6 protein-coding genes are annotated in these 12,739 nt (G+C 63.6%); 1 reads left to right on the forward strand and 5 read right to left on the reverse strand.

Features of this window, described 5'->3' with window-relative positions; all coding sequences use genetic code 11:
- Nucleotides 1-11: 11 nt before the first annotated feature.
- From E4656_RS12875 to E4656_RS12885, 3 genes are all read right to left on the reverse strand, one after another.
- Entirely contained in the window at nt 12-4,403 is a 4,392-nt protein-coding gene (locus E4656_RS12875) for a translocation/assembly module TamB domain-containing protein (RefSeq protein ID WP_135483699.1), read from the reverse strand.
- Nucleotides 4,403-6,196, reverse strand: coding sequence for an autotransporter assembly complex protein TamA (locus E4656_RS12880; RefSeq protein ID WP_167856057.1), 1,794 nt, complete (start codon nt 6,194-6,196; stop codon nt 4,403-4,405). Before E4656_RS12880 ends, E4656_RS12875 begins: the two co-directional genes overlap by 1 nt.
- 124 nt (nt 6,197-6,320) lie before the next feature.
- Nucleotides 6,321-9,650, reverse strand: coding sequence for a methylmalonyl-CoA mutase family protein (locus E4656_RS12885; protein ID WP_135483701.1), 3,330 nt, complete (start codon nt 9,648-9,650; stop codon nt 6,321-6,323).
- A 374-nt stretch (nt 9,651-10,024) separates the two neighbouring features.
- Here E4656_RS12885 and E4656_RS12890 point away from each other — a divergent pair, with 374 nt between their 5' ends.
- Nucleotides 10,025-10,858 carry an LEA/WHy family protein gene (locus E4656_RS12890; protein ID WP_167856058.1) on the forward strand — a complete coding sequence of 278 codons (834 nt, stop codon included), beginning with the start codon at nt 10,025-10,027 and terminating at the stop codon, nt 10,856-10,858.
- Nucleotides 10,859-10,865: 7 nt separating this feature from the next.
- On the opposite strand, the gene E4656_RS12895 is transcribed toward E4656_RS12890, so the two are convergent.
- Both E4656_RS12895 and aceA read right to left on the reverse strand, forming a co-directional pair.
- Complete coding sequence (locus E4656_RS12895; RefSeq protein WP_135483703.1) at nt 10,866-11,075, reverse strand: CPXCG motif-containing cysteine-rich protein; 210 nt, start codon at nt 11,073-11,075, stop codon at nt 10,866-10,868.
- Nucleotides 11,076-11,236: 161 nt separating this feature from the next.
- Nucleotides 11,237-12,592, reverse strand: coding sequence for an isocitrate lyase (gene aceA, locus E4656_RS12900; protein ID WP_135483704.1), 1,356 nt, complete (start codon nt 12,590-12,592; stop codon nt 11,237-11,239).
- Nucleotides 12,593-12,739 lie beyond the last annotated feature (147 nt).

Here is a 12,739-nt window from a genome sequence, read left to right on the forward strand (position 1 = left end):
CCCGGAACGGGTCAGTAGTCCCGGCGCCAGCGCAATTCCAGGCCACCGCTGCGTCCGCCTGAACCGGTGCGGGTTTCCAGGTTCAGATTGGGGGTCAGTTCCACCTCTATGGTGCCGGCCCAGTCCCGATCTTCATTCAGATCGGTATCCACTTCCAGATAGACGCGACTGTTCAGATACCGGCCCACGCGCAGGGTCGCAGCTTCGCCCTCCTCCTCGCCGGCCTCTATCTCCAGGGTATCAAGACCCAGAGTATCCCGGGTGGCCATCAGCAGGTCGAGGCTGTCCCCGCCGCGCAGCTGGTTGATGGCATTGGCCAGTTGCAGGGCCTGCCAGGGTGTCATGTTCTGCACGGTCTTGCCGAACAGCAACTGGGCGACAATTTCGTCTTCGGGCAGCGAAGGCTCGGAACGCAGAGCCAGTTGCAGTTGTTCGGCATTGCCGGTGATGGTGGCCTCGATCATGACATCCCCGCGCTGGTGGACCGCCACGATATAGAGGTCGATGGACTCGTCAATCAGGCGTACCTGGCCTTCCTGCAACTGGAACTGACGGGCCAGCAGGTTGAAGGTGCCGGACTCTATGGTCAGGGCGCCATCGGACTGCAGTTCGGCCAGGGTGCCGCCGATCCGGAGTTCTCCGGACAGTCTGGCGTCCAGACCCATGCCGCGGATCGTGGCCACACCATCGGTGCGTATGCCGATATCAAGGGCCAGCGGTATATCGCCGTTGAGTCCGTTGCCGTTTTGTTCGTTGTGGATCTCCAACTGGGCAACCGAGGGGCCGGCCAGGCGATTGATATTGACTGTCAGGCCGATCAGTCTGAGGTCGCCGGCCAGCAGCAGGTCGGGCCAGTCTCCGGTCAGCGTCAACTGACCGGAGGCCAGGCTCTGGATGTCAGGGCGCTGCAGGAGGGCAGCCTGATCGAGATCCAGTTGCAGGTCGGAATACAGGGTGCCGTTTTCGAGGCCCAGGCTGCCGCCGACGTCGACTGTGCCGTCGCCCGCGCGCGCGCTGCCATCGACGGTGATTTCGTTCAGATTGGTCGCTGCCAGGTTCAGTTGAATCCGATCCAGCTCAGCCCCGACATCGGGAAAGCGTATGCTGCCGTCCTCCCAACTGAGGTTGCCGTCGATATCGGGGTTGCCCAGAGCGCCTGTAACGTGACCCTGGCCGCTGAAATCGCCGGCGATCTGCCACTGGTCCTGGCCCAGCCAGTACAGCGTCTCTTCGCCGCGCAGGTCAATTGACCAGAAGGCTTCTGCGGTCCATTCCTCCCAGGGCGTGTCCAGGCGCGTCAGCCAGGGCTCTCTGGGCATTTCGACACCCAGTTCCATCAGGTTGCGGCCCGGCCTGGACAGGCTGCTGGTGAGGCTTATGGCATCATCCGTTGTATACAGCTGGCTGCCGAATGCCAGCTCCAGGGTTTCCTGATCGCCCTGAGCCTCCCAGCGTGTGGACCACTCGGTGTGGGCCTGAATATCGGGGTCGTCGCCCTCACCGCTGAGGCGGAGCGCGCCGGAGCCGGTCCATGGGGTATCAATGGTCGGCCCGCCGGCGCTGGCCTGGGTGGGTGGCGCCCATTGCAGCCCGCGCCAGTCCAGTGCCAGGTCCCAGAGGTTGTCGCTGAAGCCGCCGGAGCCGGTGATTTCCAGGCCATCGCCCATACGCACATCCATCTCGGTCAGCTCTATCCGCTCCGGCTCGAGGTCGCGGCCGCTGGCCTGGGCATCGATGCGGCCGGTCAGTGCCTGCGCTGCCTGCTCGCCTTCGATTGCAAGCTGTACATCCAGGCCCCATTCAGGCCAGCGTGCATCAAGATTGGCATCACCCGAGAGATAGGCATGGAAGTCATCCGGCGCCGGCAGGAAGGTGTGCAGAGGAAAGTCGTTGAGACTGACGTCCAGCAACTCGGGCAGCCAGTCACCCTCGCGGCTGCTGCCGCTTGCGCGCAGTCGGGCTGAGCCCCAGTCCAGTCCCAGGTCATGCAGTGTCCAGATATAGGGCGCGCCGTCTGCCCACTGCAGCGTCAGATCAGAGCGCGCACTAAGAGGATCGTCCTCCCACCGACCCTGGTGGTGAGTCTGCAGCTGTATCTCGGCCTCGGTGAGATGCCCCTCCACCACCAGATCAAGGCGGTGCGTCAGGTCGGCGGCCAGCAGTTCGGGCGGCAGCTCCATCCAGGGCGACAGGTCGTCAGTGTGCAGGCGCTCTGCCCGCACCTGCCAGCGCCCCTGTTCCCAGGGTCGGCCCTGTCCTTCCAGGGTAACGAAACGGTCCTGCCAGTTGAGGTCGGCCTGCAATTGATCGGCCTGCCAGTTGAACGAGCCGGTCAGACTGCTGCCCTGATACTGGGCATTGAGCCGTGCCTGGGCGAGTACGGTGGGGTCGCCCAATCGCCCGCGCGCCGACAGCGAGGAGACAATACGACCCTCTGTCAGTTGCTCCGGCCAGTCGGGCAGGGCGACGCGGGCATCGGCAAAACTGATTTCCAGCGGCGCCACGTCAAGTTGTCCTGTCCAGTCTTGCCAGGCGGTGCCCGATTCCGGGCGCAGAGACCCGGAGGCCTGTATGCGGCTGTCTCGCCATTGCAGGCTGAAGTCTTCCAGCAGAGCCTGGTTGGCCGAGAGCAGGGGTGCATCGAGCCGGGCCTCCCAGTTGCTGCCATGCCACTGACCCCTGCCCTCAAGATGTGCCTCGCCTGTGAGGTCGACAACCGGCCCCGCCACCGACCCGGTGCCGGACAGGGTGGCCGTCAGATCCTCCGGCCAGTCCATGAAGGCATCGGCGATGGGAGCCACGGGCACGTCATTGAGCTGCCAGTCCAGGTCGAGTTGCCGGCTGTCCAGATCGTAGCTGCCCGCGCTGTCGATCTGCGCCCTGCCGGGCCCGGTATTCAGGCTGAGCGACAGCTGTTCCCAGGTCAGGTGGGGGAATATGAATTCGGCTTCGGCAGTGCCGGTCCAGGGCAGGGTACCCAGGCCGGTGTTGGTATCGAGCTGGCCGCCTGCGGTCAGGGTGCCTTGCCATTGCGGCCAGTTGATGGCGCCCTGATCGTCATGACCCTGGCCGGTCAGGGTGCCACTCAGTTCGCCGCCGGTAAACAGCGCATCCTGCCAGTAGGGTGCTGCGATGTCGCCCGCGATGCGCCCGTTGACATCAAGTGCACCCTGATGGCGTCCCAGATGCCAGTAGCCGTTCAGGTGCAGTCGACTGTCGCCCACGGTGGCTACCGCATCCACTACATCAACCGCCAGCATCTGGCCCCGCGCATCGAGCGAAATGCGTGCAGGCTGCTCGTGCCAGCGGGTGGTCAGGCCGGCCAGCAGGGTCCAGCGGCCGTCCTCGGGCCACAGCAGTTCCGCGGTCAGTATGTCCTCCGGGTCCAGCGTGTGGTCAGCCACCGCGTCCGGGAGAAAGGGTCTGACCAGACTGACCGGCAGGTTCAGAGCGCCCTCAAAGCGGGCACCTTCCGGGCCCAGATGGCCTTCCAGCCAGCTCTCCCGCTCGTCCACCTGCAGCAGTATGTCGTGCAGTGACCAGATACCCCGGTCATGCGCCACATTGCCGCTCAGCTCGATGGCGTGGCCCTGCCAGGGAAAGGCGATCTCCTGTATCTGCAGCGCCTGACCCGGCAAGTCCGCAACCAGGTTCATGCGGGCGCTGAGCGCTTCATCGGCCGGCCACTGGGTCAGCTCGTGCGCCCAGGTGCCCGGAGGCAGGGTCAGGTCACCATTGAGCAGCCAGCGCTGTCCATCGGGCGATGGCTGGGCCGCCAGGCGCAGCAGGTCCTGTTCTTCGTCTTGCCAATCGAGGCTCAGTACCGGCAGCCGGTTCAGCTCCGGCCAGGCCAGAGCCCCGTGCATTCGGCCACTGAGGGCATCACCCTGAGCGTCGACCAGGCGCAGCTCGTCGATTTCCAGATGGTCCAGCCAGATGCCGAAACCGCTCAGTTCAATGGGGTCGGGCACCTCGGTCAGCGGCGGTTCTTCACGCGGCGGGCCGGGGTCGATCTGGCGCAGGCGCTCCAGATCCACCGTGACCCGACGTGCGGTCAGTGATTCGATGGTGAACGCCAGTTCCCACTGGTTGAGCGGGTAGCGCACATTGAGGTCGTCCACGCGGATGGCGGCTTCATCCATCCCCGGCGGGAATACGCGTATGCGTTCAGCCTGCCACTCGGTCAGCGCCGGGCTGGACAGGCCGCTGATATCAATGGTCCAGTCGAGCTGTGTATGAGCAAGCAGCAGGCCCTGATGTGCAATCCAGACCCGGCCTGTGCTGGTCCCCAGAGCCAGTACCAGGACTACCGTGAGCAGGGCCGCAGTGACCAGCAGCATCAGGGCCAGCCGGCGCAGCGCCCGACCCAGTACGGTGATAATGGCCGTCCAGAGCAAGCCCATCAGAATGCCTGCCCGATACTAAAATAGAACCGCCACTCCGAGCCCCAGTCCGGCAGCGGCGACCCGACATCCACGCGCAAGGGCGCAAAGTCGGTGAAGTAGCGCAGGCCGATACCGGCACCGGCCGAGGGGTCGTCCCAGTCCGGCATGCGGCTGCGTGACAGCCAGGCCACATCCACGAAGCCCACGGTACCCCAGCGCTCACTCCAGCGGATGCGCTGTTCGACGCTCTGCAACACGCGGGTACGGCCGCCATCTGTGGGATCTATGCCTTGAAAGGGCCAGCCCCTGACACTGCCGCCACCGCCGGCATACAGACGCTCGGTGACCGACAGCTGATCCAGGTCCAGTTCATCGCCCAGGCCCATTAACGTCGAACCTTCGGTGGTAGCGGCCAGAGTCATGGAGCTGGTCTGAGCCCAATAGCCCCGCCAACTGGCGCGGACCTGACCGTAGTGCGGCTGGCCGCCGGCAAGCGAGAAGTTGGGGGTGAAGCCCACCAGCGTGCGGCTGCCCCGGCGCGGATCCAGCATGTCGTTGCGGGTATCGCGCACCACGGTGGCGGGGATGGCCAGCCATTGTTCGAAGTCAACAACACCCTCATCGGTGGTGGTCCAGGACGACCGCACATCCAGGCCCAGGTTGCCGACCCAGTTGTCGGTCAGGTTCTGTTCCAGGTTGAGGCCTTTCTGCCACAAATAGGTTCGCTGTTCGGCGAACAGAGTCCGCTCGAGGCGGGTGCTGACGGTCAGGCGCGGCCACTCGGGGCGACGCCTGGGAATGGTCAGCGCGGCGCCGACGGCCTGTGACAGAAAGTTGATCTGGGTGTCCAGCACCAGGCGTTCACCCCGGCGACTGAAGTTGCGGTGCACCCATTCGGCGTTGACCCCCGGGCCCGCATCGGTGTCATAGCCGCCACCCAGTTTGAGTGTGCGATGAAAACGCTCCTGAACCCGGTAGGTGACGGTGACCTGATTGTTTTCATCCGGCTCGGTAATGTTTTCATCAACGCGGGCGAACAGGTTGGATTCATAGAGATTCAGGCGCGCCCGGTCCAGCCGCGGGCGCTGGAAACACTCGCCGGGCTCGAGTTGAGTCAGGCGCCGGGCATAGGAGTTGCGGACCTCGTCGGTGCCTTCAATGATCACATCGGCAATGGTGACCTGGGTGCTGGGCTCCATGTAGAAGCGAAGGTCGCCCGCATTGGCTGCGCGGTCCAGCGACAGTTCATAGCGCACATTGACGCGCCGGTAGCAGGCGCTGGACTGGATCTCGCGGCGCAATCTGTTCTGCAGATCGAGAATCTCGCGGGCCACCAGCGGCTGGCCGACCTGCAGGCTGTTTTCTGCCACCAGGTCCGTTTCCAGGTCTTCCGGCCAGTCCCAGATCACCTGGCGCACGGTGAAGCGGCGGCCGGGATTGATCCGGTAGCGCAGACGACTGTAGCCCTCTTCAGGCCGCGGCTGGATATCATGGTTGTAGTAGCCGGCGGCACGCAGGTGCTCGGCCAGTATGGTCATCTCGGCACTTTGCTGCGACAGCGGTCGGTTGGCGACCTGGGTGCCCTGGCGCAGGTCACGGCGATAGTTGTCCAGCGCCTGGCGCCATTCGTTCACCAGGTCATTGGCCACCGAGGCCGTGATGTCCAGGGTGCTGTCCGTGGTGGCCTCGAAGCGGGTCTCCGCCTGGGCCGGGGTGAGCCACAGGCAAAGCGGCATCAGCAGGCAAAGCCAGCATGCAGCGCGGAACTGCTTTCCGGCACCCGTTATGTTGATATTGAAGACCTGATCCACCCGCAAGCACGAACCTGAATGTTGAGACTGCCCCTGTGCCGCTACTGTAACAGGCTGTGCGGCCTCAGAGCAGGCCCTATACAGGCTTTTTAGCGCAGTTTCAGGCCAGGGCGTCATACCGGCACTACATGTTGCGCCGGTATTCTCCGCCCACTTCGTACAGGGTGTGGCTGATCTGGCCCAGGCTGGCCACCTTGACGGTGTCCATCAGGGTTGCAAACAGGTTGCGCCGGGCGCGCGCGTCGTCGGCCAGGCGGCGCAGGGCCTCTGCGGCCTGATCCTGATGCTGATGCCGGAAGCGCTGCACCTGTTCGATCTGCTGTTTTTTCTCGGTATCGGTCGAGCGCATCAGTTCGACGGTCTGCTCTGCCTCGCTGTTGTCACCCGCCTGGTAGGTATTGACGCCGATGATGGGCAGCTCGCCACTGTGCTTCTTGTGTTCATAGACCATGGATTCGTCCTGAATCTTGCTGCGCTGATACATGGCATCCATGGCACAGAGCACGCCGCCGCGTTCGTTCAGGCGCTCGAACTCGGCATAGACGGCCTCCTCCACCAGATCGGTCAGGTAGTCGATGGCTGAGGCGCCCTGCAGCGGATTCTCGATCTGGTTCAGCCCCAGTTCCTTGTTGATGATCAGTTGGATCGCCACAGCCCGACGCACGCTGGCTTCGGTGGGCGTGGTGATGGCCTCGTCGAAGGCATTGGTGTGCAGGCTGTTGCAGTTGTCGAACAGCGCATAGAGGGCCTGCAGCGTGGTGCGGATATCGTTGAACTGGATTTCCTGCGCGTGCAGCGAGCGCCCGGAAGTCTGGATGTGGTACTTCAGCATCTGTGACCGAGCGTCGGCGCCATAGCGGTATTTCATTGCCCGTGCCCAGATGCGGCGGGCCACGCGGCCGATCACGGCATATTCCGGGTCCATGCCGTTGCTGAAGAAGAAGCTCAGGTTGGGCGCAAAGCGGTTGATGTCCATGCCGCGGGCGCGATAGTACTCGACCAGCGTAAAGCCGTTGGCCAGCGTGAACGCCAGTTGAGTGATGGGGTTCGCGCCGGCCTCGGCAATGTGGTAACCGCTGACGCTGACGCTGTAGAAGTTGCGCACGCCGTGGTTGATGAACCAGTCCTGCACATCGCCCATCAGGTGCAGGGCGAACTCGGTGGAGAAGATGCAGGTGTTCTGCGCCTGATCCTCCTTCAGAATGTCGGCCTGCACAGTGCCGCGCACCTGCTTCAGTGTCTCGGTCGAGATGCGTTGGTAGGTCTCGGCATCCACCAGTTGGTCACCGGTCACGCCGAGCAGCCCCAACCCGAGGCCGTCGTGGCCCTCCGGCAGTTCCCCCTGATAGGTCACGGGCTGGTCGCCGACCAGCCGGCGGATGGTTTTCTCGGCTTGCGGCCATTCGCCGGACGCCTTCAGATGCCTTTCCACCTGCTGGTCTATGGCAGTGTTCAGGAACATGGCCAGAATCATCGGCGCCGGGCCGTTGATGGTCATCGACACCGAGGTCGTGGGCGCACACAGATCGAAGCCCGAATACAGCTTCTTCATGTCGTCCAGAGTGGCGATGGAGACGCCGCTGTTGCCCACCTTGCCGTAGATGTCGGGGCGCTCGGCCGGGTCCTCGCCATAGAGGGTGACGGAGTCGAAAGCGGTGGACAGCCGTGCCGCCGGCTGCCCCCTCGACAGGTAGTGAAAGCGGCGGTTGGTGCGCTCCGGCGGGCCCTCGCCGGCGAACATCCGGGTCGGGTCCTCGCCGCTGCGCCGATAGGGGTAGACGCCGGCGGTGTAGGGAAAGTGGCCGGGCAGATTTTCCTGGCCGCTGAACCAGACCCGTTCGCCCCAGTCCCGGGTCTGGTTGGCGGCGACTTTCGGGATGCGGTTGCCGCTCAGTGTCTCGCGGTAGTTGTCGCCGCTGATGGTCTTGTCACGCACCTGGTACTCGAAGGTGTCGGCCTGTACCGCCTGCATGCGGTCGTCCCAGGTGCTCAGGGCCTCGCGGGCCTCGGGCTGGAGTTGGTTCAGGGCGTCATTGTAGCGCCGGGCCAGTGCCTGCTGGCCCGCGGGCAGGGCGGACGGGTCTGCCGGCTGCAGCGATTCGAGTTCGGCACCCAGCAGGTGCAGGCTTTCGAACAGGTACTGCACCTGGCGCGCCTGTTCGGCCTGCTGGCGCAGGTCATCACGGATGCCTCGTCCCTGTTCGGCAATTTCGGCCAGGTAGCGCTGCTGCTGGCCGGGAATCAGCACATGCGCCTGCGGATCACCCTCGGGCAGATCGCCCGGCCAGTCACGGCCGCTGTGTTCGGCCACCAGCCGGCAGATGCCGTTGAACACCCGGTTCACACCCGGGTCGGAGAAGTGGCTGGCAATGGTGGCATAGACGGGGATCTGTTCATCCGGGCGCTCGAAGTCCACCCGGTTGCGGCGCCACTGCTTGCGCACGTCGCGCAGGGCATCCTGGGCACCCTTGCGGTCGAACTTGTTGATGGCGATCCAGTCGGCCAGGTCGATCATGTCGATCTTTTCCAGTTGACTGGCGGCACCGTATTCGGGGGTCATGACATAGCCCGGTATGTCCACCAGATCGACAATGGTGCTGTCGGACTGGCCGATGCCAGCGGTTTCGACAAATACCAGGTCAAAGTTCTGCTGGCACAGGGTGGTGATGGCGTCACTCAGTTCTTCGCTGGTGGACAGGTGCTGGCGCCGGGTGGCCATGCTGCGGAAAAACACGTTGGGCAGGCGCAGGCAGTTCATGCGGATGCGGTCGCCGAGCAGCGCGCCACCGGTGCGCCGGCGTGTGGGGTCGACGGCCAGCACGGCAAAGCGGCGGTCAGGAAAACTGGTGGCAAAGCGCAGCACCAGTTCGTCGGTCAGGCTGGACTTGCCGGCGCCGCCGGTGCCGGCAAGCCCGATGGTGGGCACCGGGCGGTCACTGCTGGTCGGTTCTTCCAGCCCCTGTTCGATGCGTGACAGCAGGCGCGCCTTCTGCAGGTCTTCATGGGCGTCGGCGGCCAGTGTGTCCGAACGCTGGCGGCGTTTCTGTTCTATGCGTTCGACGGCATCGTCGATCATACCTGGCAGACCCAGTTTCAGGCCGTCATTGGGGTGGTAGATGCGGTCCACGCCGTAGTCTTCCAGCGCGCTGATCTCTTCGGGGGTGATGGTGCCGCCGCCACCGCCGATGACGGCGATATGGTCGGCACCGGCACTTTGCAGGCGGTCGACCAGATAGCGGAAGTATTCGTTGTGGCCACCCTGGTAGGAGCTGAGGGCGATGCCGTCGGCGTCTTCCTGCAGGGCGGCCTTGACGATGTCATCGACACTGCGGTTGTGGCCGAGGTGGATGACTTCGCAGCCGCGCGCCTGGATCAGGCGGCGCATGACGTTGATGGCGGCGTCGTGGCCGTCGAAGAGGCTGGCGGCGGTGACGATGCGCAGTGGATCACTCATGGTGCAAACCCTTGTGAGTGCCAGCAGTGCCCGAGCCAGTGTTCCGGCGCCTGTGATCAGTCCGATGGTTGCGCGAACGGCGTGAACCCGTCCCTGGGGCCTTCGACCGCAGCATCCCTGCTGCGGACGATCGCTTAACCATCGAACTGATCCGGCGCCTCCGACAGTGCTCAGGCTGGCACAGATCATTGTTAGTGTAGGCAATATGGATTCACGCTAATTGACGTTAACGTAAACGTCAATTGGTGGCGTAATGATGATTGGCGCACGCTGTAAACAAGTCTTTATAGACGGGGCCGGGGAAAGTGCCTAGTCTTTGCTCAATACAGGAATGGGCAGGGAGTACCAGCATGGTGTGGAGCAGGATATCGAGCGTGGCAGGGGCCGCAGTGCTGCTGGGGCTGGGCAGTTGTGCCTGGCTCCAGGAAACCACCTGGCAGGATCCGGAGTTTCGGGTGCTGAGTTCGCAACTGGTTGGCCTGACGCCGACCGATGCGCGTCTGGAGACGCGGTTTGAAGTCAGCAATCCCAATGCGTTCAGCATTGCGCTGGGGGCGCTGGACTATCAGTTGTCGGTCAACGACGCTGCGGTGCTGGACGGCCGGCAGGATGAGGGAGCGTCACTGGCGGCCGGTGCGGCCACCGAGGTGATGCTGCCGCTGCGGCTGGATTTTGCCGAAGCCATGGAGCTCGTTTCCGGCCTGCGTGGCCGGGAGTCTCTGGAGTACCGGGTGGATGCGGGCATGACAGTGAATATTCCGGTGGCCGGGCAGCGGCGGGTGCCAGCGTCGATCTCGGGCGAGGTGCCGATTCCCCGCCTGCCCAGTATCCGGGCCTCCAACCTGCGGCTGGATCGGCTGACACTGAGCAGCGCCGACCTGCTGCTGACTCTGGAAGTCGACAACCCCAATATTTTCGAGTTGGTGATCGATCGCTTTTCCTATGAATTTGCACTCAACAACCAGCGCGTGGCCGGCGGTGACGGGCGTCAGCGCGTGCGTCTGCAGGAGCAGGGCCGCGGTCTGATCGAGCTGCCGCTGTCGATTTCACTGACCGAGGTGGGGCGCAATCTCAGTCAGGCCCTGATCGACGGGGAGCCCCTGGACTATGGGCTGTCGTTCGAGACCGATCTGCAGACCGGTCTGCCGGAAATGGGGCGCTTTCCCTTCAGTGCGGTGGAGGAAGGGGTGGTCAACCTGCGGCGCTGAGCCGGGGTCAGTCGCCCGGGCTGTGCACGTCGTCTTCGCGCCGTGCTGCCACATAGGGGGCATGCATGGGGTCGAGATGCACCGCCAGCACCATGGGCTGACAGCAGGTCTGGCAGTCTTCGGTGTATTCCTGCTCGGGAATGGAGGGGTCCAATACCAGAGTTTGCAGGGCATCACAGTAGGGACAGTGAACCTGTGCGGTGTCGGTGTAGTGCATGTTCCGCCTCCGGAAGCCGGTACTGACTGTAGTGAAGCTAGATCGGGCCTGCGGGCAGGTCAAGTGGGACGTCGACGTTACGCCGACAAAAAAGGGGCAGCCAGGCTGCCCCAATAGTGGCGGGAGTGACGGGAATCTCCGGCCCGTTCAGCGCCGCGAGATCAGGCCTCGCGGGCGAACTGGGCTTCCTCGGTAGAGCCGGTCATGGCAGTTACGGATGACTTGCCGCCCTGAATGACGGTGGTCACATCATCGAAATAGCCGGCGCCGACTTCCTGCTGGTGCGAGGCAAAGGTGTAGCCCCGATCGGCAGCTGCAAATTCGCGTTCCTGCACCATTTCCACGTAGTGTTTTATGCCCTCGCCCTGAGCATAGTGCCAGGCCAGATCGAACATGTTGTACCACATGTTGTGAATACCGGCGAGGGTGATGAACTGGTAGCGGTAGCCCATATCCGAAAGCTCCTGCTGGAACCTGGCAATGGTGGCGTCATCCAGATTCTTCTTCCAGTTGAACGACGGCGAGCAGTTGTAGGCCAGCAGCTTGTCGGGGAACTGAGCATGAATGGCTTCGGCAAACCGGCGGGCTTCATCCAGGTCCGGGGTGGCGGTTTCGCACCAGATCAGATCGGCGTAGGGCGCATAGGCCAGACCGCGCGCAATGGCCTGCTCGATGCCGGCATTGACCCGGTAGAAGCCTTCTGCGGTGCGTTCACCCTGAATGAAGGGCTGGTCATAGGGGTCGCAGTCGGAGGTGATCAGGTCGGCTGCGTTGGCATCGGTGCGCGCCAGCACTATGGTGGGCACGCCCATCACATCGGCTGCCAGGCGGGCCGATACCAGCTTCTGCACCGCTTCCTGCGTCGGTACCAGCACCTTGCCACCCATATGGCCGCACTTCTTGACCGAAGCCAGTTGGTCTTCGAAGTGCACGCCGGCAGCGCCGTTGCTGATCATGTTCTTCATCAGTTCATAGGCGTTCAGTACGCCGCCAAAGCCCGCTTCCGCATCGGCCACAACCGGCAGGAAGTAGTCGATGGCGTCTTCTTCCTTCATCTTGCCGTCGCAGATGTTCTTCCACTGGATCTCGTCGGCGCGCTTGAAGGTGTTGTTGATGCGACGCACCACTGTGGGTACCGAGTCATAGGCATACAGCGACTGGTCCGGGTACATGGTCTCGGAGCTGTTGTTGTCTGCCGCGACCTGCCAGCCCGACAGGTAGATGGCTTCGATGCCGGCCTTGGCCTGCTGCATGGCCTGGCCGCCGGTCAGCGCGCCCATGCAGTTGACATAGCCCTTTTTGGCCTGGCCCTTGTAGACCAGATCCCACAGCTTTTCCGCACCACGGCGGGCCAGGGTGTGTTCGGTTTGCACGCTGCCGCGCAGGCGTACCACGTCGGCCGCGCTGTAGGGCCGTTCGACGCCTTTCCAGCGTGGGTTTTCGGCCCAGTCCTGTTGCAGGCGCTTGATCTCGAGTTCGCGCTGAGCGCGGGCAGTCTGGCTGGTTGAGTGTGTCATGTGGAATGCCTCGTTGTTGTTGTCGGTCAACGGTCAGTGTGATCTGCCGTCGGTTGTTGACTGGGACAGCCTCAATGGCTGCCGTCTTCGTTGTATGCTTGCCACGGTACGCTCGGCCCGCTAGTGTCGGAAATTGTCCTTTGCTAT

This window comes from Natronospirillum operosum (assembly GCF_004768465.1).
Lineage (GTDB): Bacteria > Pseudomonadota > Gammaproteobacteria > Pseudomonadales > Natronospirillaceae > Natronospirillum > Natronospirillum operosum.